Origin of the sequence: Microvirga splendida (assembly GCF_016427565.1) — a bacterium.
Lineage (GTDB): Bacteria > Pseudomonadota > Alphaproteobacteria > Rhizobiales > Beijerinckiaceae > Microvirga > Microvirga splendida.
In genome coordinates this window covers 16,743-37,560 of sequence record NZ_JAELXT010000013.1, presented here as the reverse complement: position 1 = coordinate 37,560, position 20,818 = coordinate 16,743, and the positions used below count along the sequence as shown (strand labels likewise).

22 protein-coding genes are annotated in these 20,818 nt (G+C 66.0%); 13 read left to right on the top strand and 9 right to left on the bottom strand.

Annotation, left to right across the window (positions count from 1 at the left end; translation table 11 throughout):
- The first annotated feature begins 203 nt into the window (after nucleotides 1-203).
- Entirely contained in the window at nucleotides 204-845 is a 642-nt protein-coding gene (locus JAO75_RS13740; protein ID WP_199049714.1) for a DUF1007 family protein, read from the top strand.
- Nucleotides 836-1,852, top strand: coding sequence for a nickel/cobalt transporter (locus JAO75_RS13735; RefSeq protein ID WP_199049713.1), 1,017 nt, complete (start codon nucleotides 836-838; stop codon nucleotides 1,850-1,852). The genes JAO75_RS13740 and JAO75_RS13735 overlap by 10 nt, the downstream gene beginning before the upstream one ends.
- On the opposite strand, the gene JAO75_RS13730 is transcribed toward JAO75_RS13735, so the two are convergent.
- Nucleotides 1,849-3,447 carry a gamma-glutamyltransferase family protein gene (locus JAO75_RS13730; protein WP_199049712.1) on the bottom strand — a complete coding sequence of 533 codons (1,599 nt, stop codon included), beginning with the start codon at nucleotides 3,445-3,447 and terminating at the stop codon, nucleotides 1,849-1,851. The two genes, JAO75_RS13735 and JAO75_RS13730, sit on opposite strands and share 4 nt — an antisense overlap.
- Nucleotides 3,448-3,604: 157 nt before the next feature.
- On the opposite strand from JAO75_RS13730, the gene JAO75_RS13725 reads away from it, so the two are divergent.
- The gene (locus tag JAO75_RS13725) at nucleotides 3,605-3,793 is read left to right on the top strand and encodes a hypothetical protein (RefSeq protein WP_199049768.1); all 189 of its coding nucleotides are present in this window, start codon (nucleotides 3,605-3,607) and stop codon (nucleotides 3,791-3,793) included.
- Here the strand turns inward: JAO75_RS13725 and JAO75_RS13720 are convergent.
- The 3 genes from JAO75_RS13720 to JAO75_RS13710 form a co-directional block, all read right to left on the bottom strand.
- A complete protein-coding gene (locus JAO75_RS13720) occupies nucleotides 3,790-4,134 on the bottom strand; it encodes a DUF1850 domain-containing protein (protein ID WP_246742498.1) in 345 nt (114 codons plus the stop codon). The two genes, JAO75_RS13725 and JAO75_RS13720, sit on opposite strands and share 4 nt — an antisense overlap.
- Nucleotides 4,135-4,157: 23 nt before the next feature.
- Complete coding sequence (locus tag JAO75_RS13715; protein ID WP_199049710.1) at nucleotides 4,158-6,458, bottom strand: TRAP transporter permease; 2,301 nt, start codon at nucleotides 6,456-6,458, stop codon at nucleotides 4,158-4,160.
- A 94-nt stretch (nucleotides 6,459-6,552) separates the two neighbouring features.
- Nucleotides 6,553-7,521, bottom strand: a complete 969-nt coding sequence (locus tag JAO75_RS13710) for a TAXI family TRAP transporter solute-binding subunit (RefSeq protein ID WP_199049709.1) — start codon at nucleotides 7,519-7,521, stop codon at nucleotides 6,553-6,555.
- A gap of 155 nt (nucleotides 7,522-7,676) precedes the next feature.
- On the opposite strand from JAO75_RS13710, the gene JAO75_RS13705 reads away from it, so the two are divergent.
- The 6 genes from JAO75_RS13705 to JAO75_RS13680 all read left to right on the top strand — a co-directional run bounded on the left by JAO75_RS13705 (nucleotide 7,677) and on the right by JAO75_RS13680 (nucleotide 13,203).
- The gene (locus tag JAO75_RS13705; protein ID WP_199049708.1) at nucleotides 7,677-9,254 is read left to right on the top strand and encodes an OpgD/OpgG family glucan biosynthesis protein; all 1,578 of its coding nucleotides are present in this window, start codon (nucleotides 7,677-7,679) and stop codon (nucleotides 9,252-9,254) included.
- A 92-nt stretch (nucleotides 9,255-9,346) separates the two neighbouring features.
- Nucleotides 9,347-9,502 carry a hypothetical protein gene (locus tag JAO75_RS13700; RefSeq protein WP_199049707.1) on the top strand — a complete coding sequence of 52 codons (156 nt, stop codon included), beginning with the start codon at nucleotides 9,347-9,349 and terminating at the stop codon, nucleotides 9,500-9,502.
- A 3-nt stretch (nucleotides 9,503-9,505) separates the two neighbouring features.
- A complete protein-coding gene (aztA, locus tag JAO75_RS13695) occupies nucleotides 9,506-10,255 on the top strand; it encodes a zinc ABC transporter ATP-binding protein AztA (protein WP_199049706.1) in 750 nt (249 codons plus the stop codon).
- A gap of 12 nt (nucleotides 10,256-10,267) precedes the next feature.
- Nucleotides 10,268-11,134, top strand: a complete 867-nt coding sequence (locus JAO75_RS13690; RefSeq protein WP_199049705.1) for a metal ABC transporter permease — start codon at nucleotides 10,268-10,270, stop codon at nucleotides 11,132-11,134.
- 20 nt (nucleotides 11,135-11,154) lie between these two features.
- Nucleotides 11,155-12,084, top strand: coding sequence for a metal ABC transporter substrate-binding protein (locus JAO75_RS13685; protein WP_199049704.1), 930 nt, complete (start codon nucleotides 11,155-11,157; stop codon nucleotides 12,082-12,084).
- Nucleotides 12,085-12,240: 156 nt separating this feature from the next.
- Complete coding sequence (locus tag JAO75_RS13680; RefSeq protein ID WP_199049703.1) at nucleotides 12,241-13,203, top strand: CobW family GTP-binding protein; 963 nt, start codon at nucleotides 12,241-12,243, stop codon at nucleotides 13,201-13,203.
- A gap of 32 nt (nucleotides 13,204-13,235) precedes the next feature.
- Here the strand turns inward: JAO75_RS13680 and JAO75_RS13675 are convergent, their stop codons facing one another.
- Complete coding sequence (locus JAO75_RS13675) at nucleotides 13,236-13,478, bottom strand: hypothetical protein (protein WP_199049702.1); 243 nt, start codon at nucleotides 13,476-13,478, stop codon at nucleotides 13,236-13,238.
- A 173-nt stretch (nucleotides 13,479-13,651) separates the two neighbouring features.
- Between JAO75_RS13675 and JAO75_RS13670 the strand changes: the two genes are divergently transcribed.
- Genes JAO75_RS13670 through JAO75_RS13660 form a run of 3 tightly spaced genes read left to right on the top strand, consistent with a single transcriptional unit; the run spans nucleotide 13,652 to nucleotide 15,482 of the window.
- Nucleotides 13,652-14,659, top strand: coding sequence for a WD40 repeat domain-containing protein (locus JAO75_RS13670; RefSeq protein ID WP_199049701.1), 1,008 nt, complete (start codon nucleotides 13,652-13,654; stop codon nucleotides 14,657-14,659).
- An 8-nt stretch (nucleotides 14,660-14,667) separates the two neighbouring features.
- Nucleotides 14,668-14,946 (top strand): hypothetical protein, encoded by a 279-nt coding sequence (locus tag JAO75_RS13665; protein WP_199049700.1) that lies wholly within the window; start codon nucleotides 14,668-14,670, stop codon nucleotides 14,944-14,946.
- Between the two features lie 11 nt (nucleotides 14,947-14,957).
- On the top strand, nucleotides 14,958-15,482 hold the full coding sequence (locus JAO75_RS13660; protein WP_199049699.1) for a DUF2937 family protein: 525 nt from the start codon (nucleotides 14,958-14,960) through the stop codon (nucleotides 15,480-15,482).
- Between the two features lie 5 nt (nucleotides 15,483-15,487).
- Here the strand turns inward: JAO75_RS13660 and JAO75_RS13655 are convergent, their stop codons facing one another.
- Nucleotides 15,488-15,826, bottom strand: coding sequence for a hypothetical protein (locus JAO75_RS13655; RefSeq protein WP_199049698.1), 339 nt, complete (start codon nucleotides 15,824-15,826; stop codon nucleotides 15,488-15,490).
- A 58-nt stretch (nucleotides 15,827-15,884) separates the two neighbouring features.
- The gene (locus tag JAO75_RS13650; protein WP_199049697.1) at nucleotides 15,885-17,315 is read right to left on the bottom strand and encodes a homospermidine synthase; all 1,431 of its coding nucleotides are present in this window, start codon (nucleotides 17,313-17,315) and stop codon (nucleotides 15,885-15,887) included.
- A gap of 249 nt (nucleotides 17,316-17,564) precedes the next feature.
- On the opposite strand from JAO75_RS13650, the gene JAO75_RS13645 reads away from it, so the two are divergent.
- Complete coding sequence (locus tag JAO75_RS13645; protein ID WP_199049696.1) at nucleotides 17,565-18,794, top strand: MFS transporter; 1,230 nt, start codon at nucleotides 17,565-17,567, stop codon at nucleotides 18,792-18,794.
- A gap of 117 nt (nucleotides 18,795-18,911) precedes the next feature.
- On the opposite strand, the gene JAO75_RS13640 is transcribed toward JAO75_RS13645, so the two are convergent.
- Together JAO75_RS13640 and JAO75_RS13635 are read right to left on the bottom strand one after the other, a co-directional pair.
- Nucleotides 18,912-19,484: a GNAT family N-acetyltransferase gene (locus tag JAO75_RS13640; protein ID WP_199049695.1), complete on the bottom strand. Its 573-nt coding sequence runs from the start codon at nucleotides 19,482-19,484 to the stop codon at nucleotides 18,912-18,914.
- Between the two features lie 129 nt (nucleotides 19,485-19,613).
- Nucleotides 19,614-20,768: a type III PLP-dependent enzyme gene (locus JAO75_RS13635; RefSeq protein WP_190846183.1), complete on the bottom strand. Its 1,155-nt coding sequence runs from the start codon at nucleotides 20,766-20,768 to the stop codon at nucleotides 19,614-19,616.
- Nucleotides 20,769-20,818 lie beyond the last annotated feature (50 nt).

Sequence of the window (20,818 nt, the reverse complement as noted above, 5' to 3'; positions counted from 1 at the left end):
TTCCTCCTGGGGCTTCCGCCCCTCTGCCGGTGTTCCGGTCTTATCGTGCAGAATATGTCAGTAATGCTGACATATTTGCCGGAGCCCGTCAATTGATCCCCATCGCCCACGCCTTTGTTTCGCCTCTGTTAACCCTACAAGGATCATATCGTCTCTCGCGACCGGCTCTCGTCGGCAGCGTCGCTGTTCCCTGGGTCAAACGCATGACACGCCATCTCGGTCTGATCTCCGCCTTGGCGGCCTTGAGTGTGGGCCTGGTCTCACCGGCCCTGGCACACCCGCATGTGTGGGTGACCGCCAAGGCGGAAGTGGTTTTCGCCCTCGATGGGCGGGTGACGGGCGTTCGCCACCATTGGACGTTCGACGAGGCCTATACGGCCTATGTCACGCAGGGCCTGGACAAGGATGGCGACGGCAAGCTGACGCCCGAGGAACTGCAGGAACTCGCCGACGAAAACGCCGCCTCCCTCAACGAATTCGACTACTTCACCGTGCTCAAGGCCCGGGGCAAGCCCCAGACTTTCGATGCGCCGCGGGAAGCCCGGATGAGCATGGAGAAGACGCAAGTGTCCATGTCCTTCCTCCTGCCCCTCAAGGCGCCGGTGGCGCCCACGGGAGCGGTCTCCGTCGAGATCGAGGACCCGACTTTCTTCGTTTACTTCAGCCTGACGGAGGGCCAGGCGGCCATCTCGCTCGCCAATGCGCCCCAGGGCTGCGTGACCAGCATCGCCAAGGCCAAGCCGCTCGATGCCACCATGCAGCAGATCCTGCAGGATGAGGGCGCCATCCAGCCGCAGGATATCGGCATCGAATATTCCAACAGGGCCATCATCGCATGTCCCTGACCTCCGACGCCCCTGCCCTTCCGAGCACCGACCGCACGCCTCTGTGGCGACGGGTCGGCATCATGCTCGCCGCTATCGCCGTCGTGGCCGCCGTGATGGGCCTGATCGGCCTGTGGCTTGGGCCCATCGGCAAGCCCCCGCCGCGCAATCCCTTCGGCATGGGCCTGCGGGAGGCGACGCCCTCCGGCAGCATCGGCGCCTGGATCCTGTCGGTGCAGTCCGACTTCTACGCAAGCCTGAGGGACAGCGTGCGGGAGCTGAAGGAAAACGGCTCCGCCTTCCTCACGCTTCTGCTCGTCGGCTTCGCCTATGGCGTCTTCCATGCGGCCGGTCCCGGGCACGGAAAGGCTGTGATTTCGGGCTATCTCGTGGCGGACGAGAAGGCGCTGCGCAAAGGCTTCCTCCTGAGTCTGGCGGCCGCCCTGGTGCAGGCGCTGGTGGCCATCGGCATCGTGTCGCTCGTCAGCCTCGTGCTGCGCGCCACCGCCTCCACCATGAACAGCATCGCCCTGAACGTGGAAGTGGCAAGCTTCATTGCGGTCGCCCTGCTCGGCGCGGTCATCACCTGGCGCAAGGCCGGCAAGGTGCTGGGCGTCATAGCGCTCGCTCGCAACCCTTACGCCTCCGTCCAGGAGGATTGCGACCACGCCCATCTGCCCCCGCCCGACGAGATCAACCGGCTGACGCGCTGGCGCGACATGGCGGGCGTGGCGATTGCTGCCGGCATCCGCCCCTGCGCGGGCGCCCTCATCGTCCTGGTCTTTGCCCTGTCCCAGGGCCTGTTCGCCGCCGGCATCGCAGCGACCTTCGCCATGGCGCTGGGCACCGCGCTCACCACCAGCGCCATCGCGGCGCTGGCGGTCTTCTTCAAGGCTATGGCCCTGAAGCTCGCCGGCGGGCGCGGTGCATGGGGCGCCATCGCGATTGCGGGCCTGGAACTGCTCGCCGCCGGCTTCGTGCTGGTGCTGGGACTGAGCCTCCTCTACGGCCTCTGGGCCGCCGGTTAAAGTCCCAGCGATCCGCCATCCGAGCGCGGATCGTGCACCGCCTCGACCCGTCCGCTGCGCGGGTGCTTCACCAGCATGCCCGCATGGCCGAAGCGCCCGGAATAGGCTTCATCCATCTCCTCGACCGTATGCCCGAGCCGGGAGAGACCACGGATCAGGCCGGGGTCGAAATGGCTCTCCACCTTGAGCACGGCCTCTTGTCCGCGCAGCTTCGCATCGAGCAGCCAGCGGGGCGCTTCCACGGCGTCCGCCAACCCCATGCCGGCCTCCGCGTAGCGTGAAAAGATCTGGCTGAGGAATTGGGGCTGGGTTTCGCCGCCCATCGCCCCGAAGGACAGCACCCGCCCATCGTCGAACACCGCCATGGCCGGATTGAGGGAATGGAGCGGCCGGTGGCCAGGCTCCAGCCGGTTGCGGCTGGCAGGATCGAGCGAGAAGCCCGTGCCGCGATTGTGCCAGAGAACACCCGTCGCCGGGAGCAGGCAGCCGGAGCCATAGGCCCAGAACACGGACTGGATATAGGACACGGCGAGCCCATCCCGGTCGATGGCCCCCATCCAGATCGTGTCCCCGTCGATGGAGCGCGGCAGGGGAAAGGAAGCAGCTCGCTTCATGTCGATGAGGGCAGCCTCCCTGTCCAGCGCCCGGGGCGTCAGGAAGGAGGCCGGGTCGTGGGCGAGGTTGCGCGGATCCGCGACCACCCGGTCGCGGATGGCGAAAGCGCGCTTTGCGGCCTCGATGAGCCCGTGGTGGCGCTCGGGCGTCTCGCCCCGAAGACCTGTGAGCCGCTCGACCATGCCGAGGATCAGCAGGGTGGCCAGCCCCTGGCTCGGCGGCGGCAGGTTGTAGACCGTCGAGTGCCTGAGCCGAACCGCCAGGGGATCGACGACGCGGGCGCGATAGTTTTCCAGGTCCTTGCGGGTGATGGGGGTGCCGATCCGCTCCAGGTCGAGGGCGATCTCCCGCCCCACATCGCCCCGGTAGAAATCGGCCAGGCCTGCATGGACGAGCTGCTCCAGGGTGTCGGCGAGGCGAGGCGTCCGCCTCAGCGTGCCCTCCGGCGCTCGCTTGCCCTCAACCAGGAAGGCCTCGGCGAAACCGGGGACCTCATAGAGGGCGGCCTCCTCGCCGGTCACAAACCGCTCCTCGGAGCGGGAGACCGGGTATCCGTCGCGGGCGTGGCGGATGGCATCTCCGAGCAGGAGATCGACGGGGAGCTGCCCGCCCAAGGCCTTGGCGAGCTCCAGCGCCAGCGCCCAGCCGCCGACAGCTCCGGCGACGGTGAGCGCCGCATCCGGCCCGCGCGCCGGGATGGCATCATAGCCCTTCTCGCGGTAGCTCTTGATGTTCGCGAGCGAGCCGGCAGGCCCGGAGGCATCGAGGGCATGAACCCGCCCCTTCGGCTCGCGCACGAGCCAGAACCCGTCACCCCCTATGCCGTTCATGTGCGGATAGACCACCGCGATGGTGGCGGCCATGGCCACCATGGCCTCGATCGCATTGCCACCGGCGGCGAGAATGGTCTGGCCGGTCTCGGCGGCGAGGCTGTGGGGTGCCGCAACGGCGGCGGTCGAGAAGACGGGTGTCTCGGACATGGGCTCTTGAATGTGAGGCGCGACAGAATGAAATTCGGGCAGACCTTGCACCGGAGGGGGCGTTTAGGGTAGTCCCATTCGCAAGTAATGGAGTGAGACAACAGTGGCTCAGGCGAAAAGCACCAACTGGCGCAGCGTGATCACCGTGATCAGCATCATGATCCTGGTGGGCGCGGAAGTCTTCGGCGTCGCGATCGCCGCCGGCTGGGCCATCGCGGGCATGTTCGAGCTCGGCGACTATGTGGGCTATGCCCTGATGGCCCTATTCAGCCTGTTTGCCCTCTACATCCTGGTGAACCTCTGGCGCCGCTGCGTGGCGGTCGAGCCGCTCACCGGGCGCGCTTAAGGCTTTTCACAAGGCTTCATCACGACAGGGTCGGCCTCGGGCGGCACATAGGCCTCCATCGGGCGGCATCGGCCCGAGATGCAGATCCGCCAATCCGTCGTCGCACCTGAGCGGCGCATAACCACCTGGGCCTGAGGCGGCAGGTTCGGCTTCCACGACCAGACACCATTGACGAGCCTGGCCTCCGGCGGCGGCTCCATTCCGGCTCCAGAGCCGCGCACCCGCGCCTGGACGAGTTCCAGACCCGCAGCGGTGCGGCGCCAGTCCTCCTCCCAGACGATCTTCTCGACCGAATGCGTCCAGGCCAGGGTGATCGCGCCCGCCATGAGGGGCGCGATCATGGAGCTGGCCAGGAGGCAGATCATCAGCCGATAGCGGGCTTGGCGGTCCGACGGGTCCGCCAGAAGTGAAGGCCGAGGACGAGGATGGCGAGGCCGAAGCCGATCTCGTCAGTAATGGGCAGCGCCAGCACGAGACTCGCAGCCGCGGCGACGGCGATGATCCTCTCCCACCAGGGCATCTTGCCATGGAGATAACCGACGGAAGCGGCGCCCCACAGGACCACCGCGAGGCCGGCCTTCACCACCATGTAGGCCACCTTGAGCCAGAAGGCCGGTCCGCCGTCGGCATACGGGCCCACGGCCTGCATCATGAGCGCCGGATCGTAGACCGCCATGTAGGGAATCACGAAACCCGGGAGCGCGATGCGCAGCGCCGCGAAGCCGATCCGGAAGCCCGAGGCCTTCGCGATCGGAGCCGCCGCGAAGGCGGCCAGCGCCACGGGCGGCGTCAAGTCCGCCATGATGCCGAAATAGAAGACGAACATGTGCGAGACGATGAGCGGCACATCGAGCGTCAGCAGCGCCGGCGCGGCCAGCGACGAGGTGATGATGTAGTTTGGGATCGTCGGAATGCCCATGCCGAGGATCAGGCTGACGAACATGGTCAGCACCAGGGAGGCGATCAGCGAATCCTTGCCGATGGACACGACCCAGTTGCCGAAGATCGTGCCGATTCCGGTGAGGGTCATGGTGCCGATCACGATGCCCACGACGGCGCAGGCAAGACCGACGGGCAGCGCCTGACGCGCGCCATCCGCCAGGGCGTCCCGGCAGGCTTCCAGGGTTTCCGGACCGCCCCGGACGAACAGGCTGAGGAGCACCAGAATGGCGACCAGCACCAGGACCAGGGTGACGCCCGCCCACAGGAAGGCTGCCGCCAGCAGGCCGAGACCGACCCAGAAGACCAGGCGCACCGTCTCGCTCACGAGGCCGAGCGCGAGCGCCCCCGCCAGGATGAGCACGACGGTGAGCGCAAGGCCGACTGAGCCGGCAAAGAGCGGCGTGTAGCCGGAGAACAGGAGGTAGACGAGAACCGCGAGCGGCAGGATGAGGTGCCATTTGTCCCGCAGGGCCCGCCCGGCGCTCGGCAGTTCCGCCTTCGGCAGCCCCATCAGCCCGGAGCGGCCGGCCTCCAGATGCACCGCCAGGAACGCGGAGGCATAGTAGAGGATCGCCGGGATGATCGCGGCCTTGACGATCTCGACATAGGGAACGCCGATGGTCTCGGCCATGATGAAGGCCACGGCGCCCATGACCGGCGGCATGATCTGGCCGCCCATCGAGGCCGTCGCCTCGACGCCGCCCGCAAATTCAGCCCGGTAGCCGAAGCGCTTCATGAGCGGGATGGTGAACTGGCCCGTGGAGACCACGTTGGCGACGCCGGAGCCGGAGATCGTTCCCATCAGCGCGGAGGAGAAGACCGCCACCTTGGCGGGGCCGCCTTTCGCGCTTCCGAACAGGCCCATGGCCACGTCGGTGAAGAGCTGGATCATGCCGGCGCGCTCGAGGAAGGCGCCGAAGAGGATGAAGAGAAAGATGTAGGTGGCCGAGACGAGGGTCGGCGTGGCGTAGAGGCCCTCCGTCCCGAAGGACATGTGCTCGATCACCTGATCGAGCGAGTAGCCGCGATGGTCGAAGGGTGCGGGCAGGTAGTTCCCGAAGAGGCAGTAGGCGAGGAAGAGGCCGGCGACGATGGGCAGTGCCGGTCCCATGACACGCCACACGAGATAGAACAGGATCGCGATCGCCGTGACGCCGACGATGAAGTCCCCCTGTGTCAGCTCGCCTGCGCGGATCACGAGCTCGTCGTAGAGAGCCCAGTGGTAGAGGCCGACGCCGAAGCCGGCGAAGCCGATGATCCAGCCGATGGCGCGCGAGGCGGAGTTGCCGGCCCGGTGGTTCGCCAGCATGGCGCCGGCGACGAGGCAGAGGAAGCCCACATGCAAGGCCCGCACGACCTGGCTCGGCAGGCTACCCGGGAATTTGAGAATGAGGCCGTAGACGGCGGCCAGCGCGACGAGAGCCAGCACCCCGTCGATGACGCGATGCCCCTTCATGGCGCTGAAGGCGAGCCATCCCGCCCAGGCCACGAGGGCTGCGCCGATGAGATAGATCAGCGTGATGTTGCTGAAGAAAGGCCGGTCGAGGGGAATGCCGAAGGCCGTGATGATCTGGAACGTGGAGAAGGCGATGGCAATCCAGAACAGCAGGCTTCCCAGGATGCCCCCGCCGAAATTTTCGGGCAGGCCGTGCTCGGGGTTCGCCTGCGGCGTCGACGGCGCCTCCAGCTCTGCAACCTCAGATGCGTTCACACCGTGGCTCATGGTGCGCTGTCTCCCTCGAGCGTCGTTGCCGGCTTACATGAAAAAGGCCGGAGCAGTTCACCTGCCCCGGCCTTTTTGTCAAATGGATTAAGGCTTACGAGCCCTGCTTCTTCACGCCCTTCTCGTCGAAGTAGCGCTGCGCTCCCGGATGCACCGGCACCGGCATGCCCGACAGGGCCTGATCCAGCTTGATGTCCTTGGCCGCCGAATGGGCCGCGACCAGCTCGGGCAGGCTCTCGTAGAGGGACTTGGTCATCTTGTAGACGGTGTCGTCGCTCACGCCGGAATGCGTGACGAGATAGTTCACGACCGCCGCGGTCGGCACGTCCGCGGTCTGGCCATCATAGGTGCCGGCCGGAATCGTGGACTTCACGTAAGGCGAGCCGACCTTCTCGACGACCGAGGTGGGAATTTCCACCACGGTGATCGGCACGGAGGTGGCGAGGTCGCGGATCGAGGACACGCCGAGGCCGGCCGATTGCAGGGTGGCATCGAGCTGGCGGTTCTTCATCAGCTCGACGGACTCGCCGAAGGGCAGATACTCGACCTTGCCGAGATCCTTGTAGGACAGGCCGGCGGCTTCGAGGATCGCGCGGGCATTGAGCTCAGTGCCGGACTTGGGCGCTCCGACCGAGACCCGCTTGCCCTTGAGATCGGCCAGCGTCTTGATGCCGGAATCCTTCGTGGCCACGATCTGGATGTGGTTGGGATAGATGGCCGTGACGCCGCGCAGCTTGTCCAGCTTCGACTTGAAGCCGGCCTCCTCGTCGCCCTTCCAGGCGAGAGCCAGGCTGTCGCCGAGGGTGAAGCCGAGCTCGCCCTTGCCCTGCTGCAGCAGGTTGAGGTTCTCGACCGAGGCCTTCGTGGCCTGGACAGACGGACGGCTGCCCTGGATCTTGTCCGTATAGACCTTGGAGATGGCCACACCGAGGGGATAATAGACGCCGGAGGTGCCACCGGTCAGGATATTGATGAAATCCTGGGCCTGGGCCGGGATGCTGGCTCCGGCCATCGCGATGGCGGCCGCAGCCCCGATGAGGCGGCGCATGACTTTTCGATGCATAGCGTACTCCCTAATTTACGGCACGGCATTCACCACGCCTGTGTGCGGGGGTACTTTGGCCGCTGACGAGAATTTCTCAAGAGGCTAAGAGAGACTTAATCCTGCCACCTTGGTCGGTAGGGGTGCGTCCCTCCACAGAATCCATGCGTTCATCCATGATCAATCGCCGCCAGTTCCTCCAGACCGCAACCGCCACGGCCGCCCTGGCCGTCCAAGGCTTTTCCGCCCCCGCCCTGGCGCAGCAAGGCCTGAAGATGGGAGCCCCCTCGCCGTTCTCCTTCGAGGAGCTGAAGAAGCGGGCGCAGGAGATGGCGCGCTCCCCCTATGTGGCGCCGCCGAGCCCTTCGCCCGAGGTGCTCCAGCAGATCGATTACGATGCCCACGGCAAGATCCGGTTCAAGACGGACCTGGCGCTCTGGGCCAACGGCCCCAGCGAGTTCCCGGTCACCTTCTTCCACATGGGCCGCTTCTTCCAGAAGCCGGTGCGCATGCATGTGGTCGAGGCAGGCCAAGCCCGCGAGATCGTCTACGACAGCGACTATTTCGACATGCCGGCGTATTCTCCGGCCCGGAAGCTCCCCGACAATTCCGGTTTCGCCGGCTTCCGCTTCCAGGAGGCCCGCACCGGCAAGCTCGACTGGAAGAAGAACGACTGGGTGGCCTTCCTGGGCGCCTCCTACTTCCGGGCCATCGGCGAGCTCTACCAGTACGGCCTCTCCGCCCGCGGATTGGCGGTCGATGTGGCCGTGTTCGGCAAGAACGAGGAGTTCCCCGACTTCACCCATGTCTATTTCGAGACCCCGCAGCCGGGCTCGAACACGGTGACGGTCTATGCCCTGCTCGACGGCCCCAGTGTGGCCGGCGCCTACCGCTTCGTCATGCAGCGGGCCGCCGCGATCATCATGGACATCGACAGCGCCGTCTACATGCGCCAGGACGTGAGCCGCCTGGGGGTGGCCCCCCTGACGTCGATGTACTGGTATTCGGAGAAGGCCAAGACCACTGCCATCGACTGGCGTCCCGAAATCCACGATTCGGACGGCCTCGCCCTGTGGACCGGCGCCGGCGAGCGCATCTGGCGTCCCCTCAACAACCCGCCGCACATCATCACCTCGGCCTTCGCCGACGAGAACCCGAGGGGCTTCGGCCTGCTTCAGCGCGACCGGAACTTCGACCATTACCTGGACGGCGTCTATTACGACCGGCGCCCCTGCCTCTGGATCGAGCCGCAGGGCGCCTGGGGCCGGGGTTCCATCCAGCTCGTGGAGATCCCGACGGATGACGAGATCCACGACAATATCGTGGCCATGTGGGTGCCGGCGGAGCCGGTCCGCGCCGGTCAGGCGCTCGAGATGCGCTACCGCATGCACTGGTCGGCGGACGAGCCTTACCCGACGCCCCTCGCCCGCGTGATCGCCACCCGGCTCGGCAATGGCGGGCAGGCGGGCACCAACCGGCCCAAGGGCGTGCGCAAGTTCATGGTGGAGTTCATCGGCCGCCCCCTGACCCTGCTGCCGAGCGGCGTGATCCCCAAGCCCGTGCTCACCGCCTCCCGCGGCGAGTTCTCGAACATCCTCACCGAGGCGGTCCCCAACAACGTGCCGGGCCACTGGCGCACCCAGTTCGACCTCACCGTGACCGGAACCGAGCCCGTGGAGATGCGCTGCTACCTGCGCAGCGGGAACGAGGTTCTGAGCGAGACCTGGCTCTACCAGTACCATCCTACGTTCTGAAATTAACCCTTCAAAACCATGTTGTTGAAGGGGGCGTATAAAATACTATACGCCCCTGGAAATCACACGCAGATGGGTTTATGTAGGAGGCCATGTCACATGGCCATCACCATCATACCCATGCGCATCGAGCGACGGCCGCCGCGCCGACCTTCTCGCTCCTGCGTCTCTCGGTCGGGCAGCGCCTGGCCGGGTCTGCCGTCCTTCTGGCAGGCCTGTGGGGGATGGTTCTCGGCGTGATGGGGTAGCGCATGTCCTCAGCAACCGCCGCCGTCCGTTTCGATGAAGTCACCTTGGGCTATGGCCGCAGGCCCGCCGTTCATCACCTCGACGGGGAGATCCCGGCCGGCAGCCTGATCGCCGTGGTCGGTCCCAACGGGGCCGGCAAGTCCACCCTGCTCAAGGGCATCGTCGGGACGCTGAAGCCTCTCGAAGGCCATATCCGCCTCAAGGGCCCCGGCTCAGGCATCGCCTATCTCCCCCAGGCGGCCGAGATCGACCGCACCTTCCCGCTCTCGGTCTACGACCTGGTCGCCATGGGCCTCTGGTCCCGCTCAGGCCTGTTCGGCGGCATCGCACGCCGCGACCATATCAAAATCGAGGAGGCGCTGGCGGCCGTGGGCCTGATCGGCTTCGAGCGGCGGCCGATCTCGACCCTTTCCGGCGGGCAGATGCAGCGGGCGCTCTTTGCCCGCCTCCTCCTGCAGGATGCTCCCGTGATCCTGCTGGACGAGCCTTTCACGGCCATCGACGCCAAGACCACCGCCGACCTGCTCGATCTCGTCCGCCGCTGGCATGATGAATCCCGCACCGTCGTGGCCGTGCTGCACGATCTCGACATGGTCCGGCGCACCTTTCCGCAGACCCTGCTCATCGCCCGCGAGCCGGTGGCCTGGGGCGAGACCGGCGAGGTTCTGAGCCCGGAGAACCTCCTGAAGGCCCGGCGCATGGTCGAGGCATACGATCCCCATGCGGACGTGTGCCACCGCGGCGCCGCGTAAGAGCCGCCTCTCATGGTCGATCTGTTCTACGCGCCCTTGGCCGAATTCGAATTCATGCAGCGCGCCCTGGTGGGCGTGATCGCCATCGCCCTCGGCGGCGGCCCCGTCGGGGTCTTCCTGATGCTGCGGCGCATGAGCCTCACCGGCGACGCCATGGCCCACGCCATCCTGCCGGGCGCGGCCGTCGGCTATCTGCTGGCCGGCCTCTCCCTGCCGGCCATGACCGTCGGCGGATTGTTCGCCGGCGTGATCGTGGCCGTGGCGGCGGGCCTGGTCTCGCGCTTCACCGCGCTCAAGGAGGATGCGTCGCTCGCAGCCTTCTATCTCCTGTCCCTGGCGCTCGGCGTCACCATCGTGTCGCTGCGCGGCTCGAACGTGGACCTGCTGCACGTGCTGTTCGGCACCGTGCTGGCGCTGGACGACGGCACCCTCCTGCTGCTCGCCTCCATCTCGACCATCACCGTGGTTGCGCTGGCCGTGCTCTACCGCCCGCTCGTGCTCGAATGCGTGGACCCGATCTTCCTGCGCTCCGTGAGCCGCTCTGGCACGCCGACGCACCTGATCTTTCTCGGCCTGGTCGTCCTGAACCTCGTCGGCGGTTTCCATGCGCTCGGAACCCTTCTGGCGGTGGGCATGATGATGCTGCCGGCCGCCGCCTCGCGCTTCTGGACCAGCGACATCACCATGATGATGCTTGTCTCCGTCCTCGTCGGCATCGTCTCAGGGATCAGCGGCCTGCTGCTCTCCTTCCATGCGGAACTGCCCGCGGGACCGGCGATCATCCTGTCGGCCGGCGCCGTCTACGTCATTTCCCTCGTGCTGGGGCGCGAGGGCGGCCTGCTGTGGCTTGCTTGGCCCGGCCGGCATCTGGAAGCCTGACCCTTCAAAAGGATCGACCCATGCTGACGAGAAGATCTGCCGTGTCCGTGCTGGCAGGATGCCTCACCCTTGCCGCGTCCATGTTTCCCGCAGGCGCTCAAACGACCGAGAAGCTGAAGGTCGTGGCGACGTTCTCGATCCTCGGCGACCTGGTGCGCAATGTCGGCGGCGAGAGGGTCGAGGTGACAACCCTCGTCGGCCCGAACGGCGACGCCCACGTGTATTCGCCGACGCCGGCGGATGGACGGCGCCTGACGGAAGCGAAGATCGTCTTCACCAACGGGCTGAAGTTCGAAGGCTGGATCGACCGGCTCGTGAAGTCCTCGGGCACCAAGGCCGCGAAGGTCGAGGCCGCCAAGGGCGTGAAGCCGCTGAAGGGCGAGGATGACGGCCATGGTCACGGGCATGACCACGGTCATGGCGGATCCGACCCGCACGCCTGGCAGAGCATCGGCAATGCCAAGACCTATGTGGCCAATATCCGCGATGCCCTGATCGCCGCCGATGCGGCCGGCAAGGACACCTATGAGGCGAATGCGAGCGCTTATCTCAAGCAGCTCGACGAGCTTGAGGCGGAAGTGAAGAGCCTCGTGGCGAGCATTCCCGCCAACCGCCGCAGGATCATCACGTCCCACGACGCCTTCCGCTATTTCGAGAATGCTTACGGCATCGACTTCGTGTCGCCCCAGGGCGTCTCCACCGAGTCCGAGGCCTCGGCCAAGGACGTGGCCCGGATCATCCAGCAGATCAAGCGCGAGAAGATCGCCGCTGTCTTCGTGGAGAACGTCTCCGACGCCCGCCTCATGGAGCGCATCGCCAAGGAGACCGGCGCCAAGGTCGGCTCCCAGGTCTATTCCGACGCCCTCTCGGAGGCCGGCGGCCCCGCCGGCACTTACATTGACATGATGAGACACAATATAAGGGCCTTCAGCGCGGCACTGTCGAGCTGAGAATACCCTCCCCTGCGAGGGGGAGGGTCGGAGCGCGCAAGCGCTCCGGGGTGGGGTGGCAGCGCGACCTCACTCAGTATGGTGTTTCCACCCCACCTCGGCCTGTTCGGCCGATCCTCCCCCTCAAGGGAAGGATGAACGTTGCGGATGAACGCGATGACCGACAAGATCCCCGTCACTGTCCTCACAGGCTATCTCGGCGCCGGCAAGACGACCCTTCTCAACCGCATCCTCACCGAGCAGCACGGCAAGAAATATGCCGTGATCGTCAACGAGTTCGGCGAGATCGGCATCGACAACGAGCTTGTCGTCGGCGCCGACGAGGAAGTGTTCGAGATGAACAACGGCTGCATCTGCTGCACCGTGCGCGGCGACCTGATCCGCATCCTCGACGGGCTGATGAAGCGAAAAGGAAAGTTCGACGCCATCATCGTCGAGACCACGGGCCTGGCTGATCCGGCTCCCGTGGCTCAGACCTTCTTCATGGACCAGGACGTGTCCGACACCGCCCGCCTCGACGCGGTGGTGACGGTGGCCGACGCCAAGTGGCTCTCCGACCGGCTGAAAGATGCGCCCGAGGCCAAGAACCAGATCGCCTTCGCCGACGTGATCATCCTCAACAAGATCGATCTCGTGAACGAGCAGGAGCTTGCGGAGGTCGAGGCCCGCATCCGCGCCATCAACCCCTATGCCAAGCTCCATCGCACGCAGAACGCGGCGATTCCCATCGCCGAGGTGCTCGACCGCAAGGCCTTCGATCTCGACCGCATCATCGAGCTGGAGCCGAACTTCCTGGAGGAAGGTCATCACCATCATCACGACGAGGAGATGCAGTCCGTCGCCGTGCACCACGATGGCGAGGTCGATCCGGAGAAGTTCATGCCGTGGATCTCGAACCTCACCCAGGTAGAGGGGCCGAACATCCTGCGCTGCAAGGGGATCGTGGCGTTCCCGAACGAGCCGAAGCGCTTCGTGTTCCAGGGCGTTCACATGATCCTGGACGGGGACGTGCAGGGCGAGTGGAAACCGGGCGAGAAGCACACCTCCAAGGTCGTGTTCATCGGCCGCGACCTGAACGAGAAGGCGATCCGCGAAGGCTTTCTCGCCTGCGCGGCATAAGAGGATCAGAAAAGGTCAGGAGGGTTTGCGGCTCAGCCGGCGGCCGCAACCCCCTTCGCCAGGCAGTCCCTGACATAAGCTCTGCGCGCGGCGATCATCTGCGCGCGGACTTCAGGCAGCGTCCTGCCGCCTGTCCGGTAGATCAGGCGGGCGTCCCTCTGGCAGGCGGCCTTCACGGCCTCCCTCGTCGAGGTGACGCCGCGCTGCTCCTGGGCTGCAAGGCCCATCGGCATGGCGATCGCGATGGCAAGGGTGATCAGAGGCAAGATCCGCATTATGTCGCTCCTGATTCGAGAACGCGCATCATCGGTGCGGTGTCCCGGCAGGTCTAAGGCGCAAAGGTCTTAGCTCTTCCGGACATCTGGCCGGCACACACCCTAGCCCCGTGACGGCTTGCCCCGGTTTTGCAGTTTTGTGCTATGGGCATCCCATCTGAAGGAATTGCTCGATGACCGCAGGAACCGCCCCGTCTCTGACCCAAAGCGTGACGCCCCTGACCGTGGGATCTCATGTGACGGGCATAGGCTGGCTGAAAGCCACGGTGGCCTTTGGCCTCGGCGACGGCGGCGTCGTGCTGGCAAAAGACGGCGAGACCCACCGGGTCGAGGCCCATCCGGATGCGGGCGTTCTGGCGGCGGCGAGCGACGGCGAGCGCTTCGTCACCGGCGGTGACGACGGCCGCGTCGCCGTCACGGGCGCTGACGGCTCCACCAGGACGCTCGCCGAAGCCAAGGGCGCCTGGATCGACGCGCTCGCGGTCAATGCGGGCGGTGCCTTCGCCTATGCGGCGGGCAAGCGCGTCATCGCCCACGACGACAAGGGGCGTGCGAAGACCCTTGAGGTTCCCTCCACAGCCCGCGGCCTCGCCTTCGCGCCCAAGGGCTATCGTCTGGCGATCTCCCATTACAACGGCGCCACGCTCTGGTTCCCCAACGTGGAGGCCAAGCCCGAGGGCCTCGAATGGAAAGGCTCGCATATCGACGTCACCTGGTCGCCGGATGCCCGCTTCGTGGTGACGTCCATGCAGGAGAACGCCCTTCACGGATGGCGGCTCATCCCAGACAAGGGGCACATGCGCATGAGCGGCTATCCGTCGAAGACGCGCTCCTTCTCCTGGTCGGGCGACGGCAAGTGGCTCGCCACCTCCGGGGCCGAAGCCGCCATCATCTGGCCCTTCGAGTCGAAGGAAGGCCCCATGGGCAAGGCCCCGCGGGAATGCGGCGTCAGACATGCCAAGGTCAGCCGGGTGGCCTTCCACCCGAACACCTATGTGCTCGCGGTGGGCTACGAGGACGGCTGCATCCTGCTCATCCGCCTCACCGACGCCTCCGAGCTGCTGGTGCGCCCGGCCATCAAGGGCAGCGGCATCACGGCGATGGCCTGGGACAAACCCGGCAAACGCTTGGCTTTCGGCTGCGACGACGGTCAGGCCGGCATCCTGACCCTGCCCGCATGAGGTCGCCGGTGGCTCTCTTCGGCGCCTTCATGCGGGGGACCTTCGGTTTGCCCAAGCCCGACAAGCAGGCGGTCGAGCGGGTGAAGGAACTCGCCCGCTCGGTCATTGCGGCCTCGCCTGAGACGGCCTACGCGGTCAACGAGATCGCCTGCAATGACCCTGGCTGCCCAGGCATCGAGACGGTCATTCTGGTGATGGAGCCGGGCCGGAAGACCAGGGCGCTCAAGGTGGCCAAGCCCCTGGATGAGGTGATGGAACAAGATATCCTCGCCGCTCTTGACGGGTAAGGAGGTCAAGCTTGTCCCGGATCGTCCGCATCATTGCCTTCGGTCTCGGGCTCCTCGGCGGCGGCGTTGCCTCGCAGGGGCCTGAATTCGCGCAGCAATATCGCCAGCGCCTGGGCGGCGCGGTCGACGAGCTGCGGCAGGTGATCACACGCTTCGACACAGATGCTCAAGTGAGCGGCGAGACGCGGGAGAGCGCCATTGCGCGCCTGCGCTCCAACACCGACGATTTCGTCAGCCGCCAAGGCGCGGCCATGGAGGCCAATGTCGAACGCTTGGGCCGCTTGGAAGCGCACCGCGCGGCGATGCTGGAGGCGGGCTCCTTCTCCCGCATCGCCCTGATGGTGCGTGACGGGGATACGGACATCATGGAAGCCGTGTCGCGCGACTTCGAGCCGGCCGTGCCGGTTACGGAGGAAGGCGTTCTCTCGGCAGCCGCCGGCTTCGTCGCGGTCTGGGGCGGCCTGCTTCTGCTGTCGGTCTTCCTGCGCAGTCTCTTCCGGCGCCCGCGCCGGCATCCGAAGCCGGTTCAGGCCTGAGGCTTTCAGGCCTCCAGCTCCGGCTTTCCGGCAAGCACCACATAAAAGCCCAGTCCATCCTGCGCCGGCAGGGTCTGCAGCCGGTCGATCCAGCCGCGCTTCTTGGCCTCCAGCAACGCCTTGCCGACCGGCTGGAACAGGGTCTCGCCCCCGCCCTCCGGCGGCGGTTCGAGCCGGATGGCGACCGCTTTGGCCTGGGAAAAGCGGCTGCGCTCCAGCATATCCTGCAATGAAGCCGAGGCCTGCTCGCGGGAGGCGCCCCGCAGGTCGAGCACGCTGTCGGCATCGGTGACGCCGAGACCGCCGCGGAGTTTGTTGGCGTAGAATTCGTCGAAGTGGGGCATGCGGGCCTGTTCCGTATCGATCCTGGCCGACCCTTGAGGTCGGCCAGGATAATGATCGTTACCGCACCAGAATGTTCCGGAACTGCCACGGATCGGAGGTGTCGATATCCTCCGGGAAGAAGCCGGGACGGTCGTCGAGGGGCGTCCAGTCCGTATAGACACCGACAACCGGGCCGAGATAGGGCGTCTGCACCTGGAGGCAGCGGCGGAAGTCGATGTCGTCGGCCTCCACGATGCCGGCATCCGGGTTCTCCAAGGCCCAGACCATGCCGGCGAGCACCGCCGAGGTCACCTGCAGGCCGGTGGCGTTCTGGTAGGGCGCGAGCTTGCGCGTCTCCTCGATAGAGAGTTGCGAGCCGTACCAATAGGCGTTCTTGCCGTGGCCGTAGAGCAGCACGCCGAGTTCGTCCTTGCCGTCGACGATCTCGTCCTCGGTGAGGATGTGGTGCTTCTCCTGCACCTTTCCCGCATTGCCGAACATCTCGTGCAGCGACAGCACCGCGTCGTTGGCCGGGTGATAGGCGTAGTGGCAGGTCGGCCGGTAGGCGACCTTGTCGCCCTCGCGGACGGTGAAGTAATCCGCGATCGAGATCGCCTCGTTGTGCGTGACCAGGAAGCCGTATTGCGGGCCGGGCGTGGGGCACCAGGACCGGACGCGGGTGTTGGCGCCGGGCTGGAGCAGGTAGATCGCGGCGCCGCAGCCCTTGTCGTGCGTGCGGCCGTTCTCCGGCATCCAGGTTTCATGCGTGCCCCAGCCGAGTTCCGCCGGCTGCATGCCTTCCGACACGAAGCCCTCCACGGACCAGGTGTTCACGAAGACGCCCATGGGCTTGGGATGCTCCGCGCGCTGGGTGTCGCGCTCGGCGATGTGGATGCCTTTCACGCCTACGCGCTGCATGAGGCGCGCCCAATCCTCGCGGGACTGCGGCTCGTCGTGCGCGATGCCGGTGTCCTTGGCGATGTTGAGAAGCGCCTGCTTGACGAACCACGACACCATCCCGGGATTGGCGCCGCAGCAATTCACCGCCGTGGGGCCGCCGGGGTTCTGGCGGCGCGCATCGAGGATGTTCTCGCGCAGCATGTAGTTGGTGCGATCGGAAGGGCCTGCGTCCTTGTCGAAGTAGAAGCCGGCCCATGGCTCGGCCACCGTGTCGATGTAGAGCGCGCCGAGTTCCCGGCACAGCTCCATGATGTCCCGCGAGGAGGTGTCCACCGACAGGTTCACGCAGAAGCCCTGTCCGCCGCCCTCCGTCAGCAGGGGAGTGAGGATCTCGCGGTAGTTGTCGCGGGTGAGAGCCTTGTGAACGAGGTCGATGCCGCGCACGTCGAGCATGGAGCGGTCAGTGTCGACCGGATCGATGACCGTGAACCGGTTCTTGTCGAACTCGAAATGCCGCTCGATCAGGGGCAGCATGCCTTTGCCGATCGAGCCGAAGCCGATCATCACGATCGGGCCGGTGATGCGACCATGAACGGGCCAGGTGGTCATCAGATCTGTCTCCTTGCGAAAGCAGCGATGGAAGGGAGTCAACGCTGGATGTCGAATTTCGGGCGCATCTAGGATTGAGCAGCCCCTGGGGTCAATGCCTGGGGGCCTTTCCGGGCAATGGATGACTTTTTCCCCTGCGGATGGCAACGGCCGGATGACGACACAGGCCAGCCATGCCGTTTTCGCGCTCGACATTGTGAAACAGGGCTTCATGTTAGAGCCCCTCGACCCTCCACCTGACCACGACCGATGACATTTCACGAACTCCTCATGCGCCACGGGCGGGTGATCGGCCTGGGTTTTGCCCTGACTTTCCTGTCCTCCTTCGGCCAGACCTTCTTCATCTCCCTGTCGGGGCCCGATATCCGCGCCGCCTTCGGCCTGACCCATGGCGCCTTCGGGTCGATCTATTCCCTGGCGACCCTGTCCTCGGGCCTGCTGATGATCTGGGTCGGCAGCGTGATCGACCGGGTCGACATCCGACTTTACGCCACCACGGCCATGCTCGGTCTCGCCGCGGCGGCGCTCAGCCTGTCGCTGGCGCCGAACGTGATCGCCCTGGGCCTGAGCCTGTTCGCCCTGCGCCTCTTCGGCCAGGGCATGCTGAGCCATGCGGGCGTGATGAGCACCGCACGCCTCGACGAGGGCGTGCGCGGGAGGGCTTTGGGCGTCGCGGCTCTGGGCTTTCCGGCCGGCGAGGCGATCTTTCCAGCCATTGCCATCGCGCTGATCACAGCCATCGGCTGGACCGGCACCTGGCGCACCGCTGCGCTGGCCATCGCGGTGGCTCTCGGCCTCGGCTGGCTGCTGGGGCTTCTGATCCGGCGCAAGGACCCGGACCTCGAGGGATCCGCACGGAGAAAAGCCGCAAGCGGTCCAGGACCTCGCTGGATCGATACCTTACGCGACTGGCGCTTTCTCGCGCTGGTTCCCACCATGATCGGCTACCCGGCCATCATGACGGCTTATTTCTTCCATCAGCGCTTCATTGCCGAGGTGAAGGGCTGGTCCCTGGAGCTGCTGGCAAGCAGCATCACGCTTTTCGCACTGGTCTCCGTGGTCGTTGCCATGTCGGCGGGCAGTTTCGTGGATCGATTCGGAGCGGTGCGGCTCAGTCATTTCTACCTGGCCGGCATGATTGCGGCGTCCTTCACGCTGGCCCTGTTCGACGCGCCGTTCCTGCCGCTCGTGTTCTTCGGGCTGATCGGCCTCACCTCGGGCTGCACCAACGTGGTGATCGCGGCCGTTCTGGCCGAACTGTTCGGCACCACGCATCTGGGCAAGATTCGCGCGCTGGCGGGCGCCATCATGGTGGTGGCCTCGGCCGCAACGCCCGGCGCCATCGGCTTGCTGTTCGATGCCGGAATCAGCCTGGAGGCGATCTGCCTCGGCTTCGTCGTCTATATGCTGGCGGCGGCGGCCGTCACTTTTGCGCTGCCGAATCCGAGAGCCGCGCGGTTGCGGCCCTCGGAAGGATAGCGGTTAGCGCATCGTGCGGAAAAGTGGAATCCGGATTTCCGCTCCGAACGATACACTCTTCCTAAGTGGAGCATCGGATGGATCCCAAAAGTGCAAATCCACTTTTGGGCCCGATGCTCAGTGGGCCGAGCGCAGACCGGCCCAAGCGCCTTGCGCTGCGGCGGCCACGAGGGCGCCGAGATCCGGCTTCTGCTCCAACGGACCGGTCGCGGACACGAGACCGCGCGCGCCATCGAGAGCACCCTCTTCGAGTTCCAGCGCGAGGAAGCGGCCTCGCTCGTAAGGACCCGGCAGCCACAGGGAGCCGGTCTTCTCCGTCGAGAAGCCGAAGCGCTCGTAATAGGGCGCATCGCCCACCAGCAGCACGGCCTCGTGGCCGAGGCCGGCGGCGCGGTTGAGCGCCTCGCGCATCAGCTTTCCGCCGAGGCCGAGGCTCTGCACGGATGGGTCGATGGCGATAGGGCCCAGCATGAGCGCCGGACGGTTCGGGCCGGCCGAGACGTGCCACAGGCGCACCGTGCCGATGACCTCGTCATCGCGGTCGATGACCAGCGACAGTCCGTCGGCCGGCATCCTGCCCTCGCGCAGGCGCTCGCAGGTCTTCTGGAACCGGGCGGGTCCGAAGCAGGCGTCGAGCAGCGCCTCGCGCGGCTCGACATCGCGGAAGGCTTCTTCGCGGATCGTGATCATGGCCGTGGCCTCCCAGAACGCATGGGGTGAGCGACAGCCCTCGCACCGACGCGAACTCGCGCCGGCCGTCCGGGACAAATTGGGTGAGGTTGGTGCCTGCCTCATTCAACGAGGCAGGCGGAACGTGAATCAGATCACGTAGGACTTCAGGGGCGGGAAGCCGTTGAACGCGACCGCCGAGTAGGTGGTCGTGTAGGCCCCCGTGCCTTCGATCAGCACCTTGTCGCCGATCTCCAGCGAGACGGGGAGCGGATAAGGCTCCTTCTCGTAGAGAACGTCGGCCGAGTCGCAGGTCGGGCCGGCGAGCACGCACGGAACCTTGCGGTCGTGGTCGCGCTCGCTGAGGATCGGGTAGCGGATCGACTCGTCCATCGTCTCGGCGAGACCGCCGAACTTGCCGATGTCGAGATAGACCCAGCGCACCTCGTCCTCGTCCTGGCTCTTCTTGGAGATCAGGACGACCTCGGCCTCGATCATGCCGGCATTGCCGACCATGCCGCGGCCCGGCTCGATGATCGTCTCCGGGATGCGGTTGCCGAAGTGCTTCGACAGCGCCCGGAAGATCGACTCGCCATAGGCTTCGACCATCGGGACCGTCTTCAGGTACTTCGTCGGGAAGCCGCCGCCGAGATTGACCATCGACAGGTGGATGCCGCGGTGTGCGCATTCACGGAAGATCGCGGACGCGGAACCGAGAGCCTGATCCCAGGCTTCGGTGTTGCGCTGCTGCGAGCCCACGTGGAACGACACGCCGTAAGCCTCAAGGCCCTGACGATAGGCATGCTCCAGCACGTCCACGGCCATCTCGGGCACGCAGCCGAACTTGCGGGAGAGCGGCCACTCGGCGCCGGCGCCGTCGCACAGAATGCGGCAGAACACCTTCACGTCGGAGGCCTCGATGCCGGCCGTCTCGGCCGCACGGGCGATCTTCTCGACCTCGACCTCGCAGTCGACCGCATAGAGGCGCACGCCAAGCTCGAGCGCACGAACGATGTCGCGCTCCTTCTTGATCGTGTTGCCGAACGAGATGCGATCGGGCGTTGCGCCGGCATCCAGCGCAAGCTGGATCTCGACCACGGACGCGGTGTCGAAGCACGAGCCGAGCTCGGCCAGGAGCTTGAGCACCTGCGGCTCCGGGTTCGCCTTCACGGCGTAGAACACGCGCGTGTCGGGGAGCGCACGGGCAAACTTCGAGTAGTTGTCGCGCACGACCTCGAGGTCGACAACCACGCACGGGCCGTCCTCACGTCGGTTACGCAGAAATTCACGGATGCGCTGAGTCATGGCGCTCTCCCCACCAAAGGTTCAATGGAGGTCTTCAAGCCTCCGGATTG

Coding starts and splice junctions, on each gene's coding strand:
- JAO75_RS13740 (WP_199049714.1), top strand. CDS start 204: ATGACACGCCATCTCGGTCTGATCTCCGCCTTGGCGGCCTTGAGTGTG.
- JAO75_RS13735 (WP_199049713.1), top strand. CDS start 836: ATGTCCCTGACCTCCGACGCCCCTGCCCTTCCGAGCACCGACCGCACG.
- JAO75_RS13730 (WP_199049712.1), bottom strand. CDS start 3,447: ATGTCCGAGACACCCGTCTTCTCGACCGCCGCCGTTGCGGCACCCCAC.
- JAO75_RS13725 (WP_199049768.1), top strand. CDS start 3,605: ATGATCCTGGTGGGCGCGGAAGTCTTCGGCGTCGCGATCGCCGCCGGC.
- JAO75_RS13720 (WP_246742498.1), bottom strand. CDS start 4,134: ATGATCGCGCCCCTCATGGCGGGCGCGATCACCCTGGCCTGGACGCAT.
- JAO75_RS13715 (WP_199049710.1), bottom strand. CDS start 6,458: ATGAGCCACGGTGTGAACGCATCTGAGGTTGCAGAGCTGGAGGCGCCG.
- JAO75_RS13710 (WP_199049709.1), bottom strand. CDS start 7,521: ATGCATCGAAAAGTCATGCGCCGCCTCATCGGGGCTGCGGCCGCCATC.
- JAO75_RS13705 (WP_199049708.1), top strand. CDS start 7,677: ATGATCAATCGCCGCCAGTTCCTCCAGACCGCAACCGCCACGGCCGCC.
- JAO75_RS13700 (WP_199049707.1), top strand. CDS start 9,347: ATGTCACATGGCCATCACCATCATACCCATGCGCATCGAGCGACGGCC.
- aztA (WP_199049706.1), top strand. CDS start 9,506: ATGTCCTCAGCAACCGCCGCCGTCCGTTTCGATGAAGTCACCTTGGGC.
- JAO75_RS13690 (WP_199049705.1), top strand. CDS start 10,268: ATGGTCGATCTGTTCTACGCGCCCTTGGCCGAATTCGAATTCATGCAG.
- JAO75_RS13685 (WP_199049704.1), top strand. CDS start 11,155: ATGCTGACGAGAAGATCTGCCGTGTCCGTGCTGGCAGGATGCCTCACC.
- JAO75_RS13680 (WP_199049703.1), top strand. CDS start 12,241: ATGACCGACAAGATCCCCGTCACTGTCCTCACAGGCTATCTCGGCGCC.
- JAO75_RS13675 (WP_199049702.1), bottom strand. CDS start 13,478: ATGCGGATCTTGCCTCTGATCACCCTTGCCATCGCGATCGCCATGCCG.
- JAO75_RS13670 (WP_199049701.1), top strand. CDS start 13,652: ATGACCGCAGGAACCGCCCCGTCTCTGACCCAAAGCGTGACGCCCCTG.
- JAO75_RS13655 (WP_199049698.1), bottom strand. CDS start 15,826: ATGCCCCACTTCGACGAATTCTACGCCAACAAACTCCGCGGCGGTCTC.
- JAO75_RS13650 (WP_199049697.1), bottom strand. CDS start 17,315: ATGACCACCTGGCCCGTTCATGGTCGCATCACCGGCCCGATCGTGATG.
- JAO75_RS13645 (WP_199049696.1), top strand. CDS start 17,565: ATGACATTTCACGAACTCCTCATGCGCCACGGGCGGGTGATCGGCCTG.
- JAO75_RS13640 (WP_199049695.1), bottom strand. CDS start 19,484: ATGATCACGATCCGCGAAGAAGCCTTCCGCGATGTCGAGCCGCGCGAG.
- JAO75_RS13635 (WP_190846183.1), bottom strand. CDS start 20,768: ATGACTCAGCGCATCCGTGAATTTCTGCGTAACCGACGTGAGGACGGC.